This is a genomic window from Acinetobacter sp. ACNIH3 (assembly GCF_002918965.1).
Classification (GTDB): domain Bacteria; phylum Pseudomonadota; class Gammaproteobacteria; order Pseudomonadales; family Moraxellaceae; genus Acinetobacter; species Acinetobacter schindleri.
In genome coordinates, this window is record NZ_PQLP01000158.1 from 1 (window position 1) to 564 (window position 564).

The following is a 564-nucleotide window of genomic DNA, read 5'->3' on the forward strand; positions in this document are numbered from 1 at the left end:
CCCACCATCTGCAAACAGAAAATCAGAGCATTGAATCCTATATGATAAGCTGGGGACTTAGCTTAGTTGGTAGAGCGCCTGCTTTGCACGCAGGAGGTCAGGAGTTCGACTCTCCTAGTCTCCACCAAATTTCAAGACAAGAAAAGCATGCTTTTCCTTGAAATTTAAGCAAGAAGCTACGCTTCGCGCAGTATGTAATCATACAGTGTTGAAGTTGTTTGGTCTTTGAGCGAACGAACTGATAGCTTATAGAGCTTAGTGATTAAGTTGCGTATAATGCGCGGCATTGTTATTAAGCTCTGTGATTTATCACAGTTGACTGTAGTCCGACGAGGGTACAGTGAATCATTAACAGAATATATTTGAGTTGAAATAATTTGTTCAAACTCGTTTTAAGATCGACATTAACAGTGATTTATTACTGAGATATGAAGATTAAGAAATGAGTTCTAGCGATTAAACTGAATCAAGCGTTTTGGTATATGAATCTAATTGAAGCTGTACAGTGCTTAAGTGCACGAAACTCTAACTGTGAGAAAGGCTAGTTTACTAGTTGATCTTGTT

Annotated in this window: 1 tRNA gene; it reads left to right on the top strand. The window is 38.5% G+C overall.

Features of this window, described 5'->3' with window-relative positions:
• Window positions 1-51: 51 nt before the first annotated feature.
• Window positions 52-127 (top strand) — tRNA-Ala (locus tag C3420_RS17205).
• Window positions 128-564 lie beyond the last annotated feature (437 nt).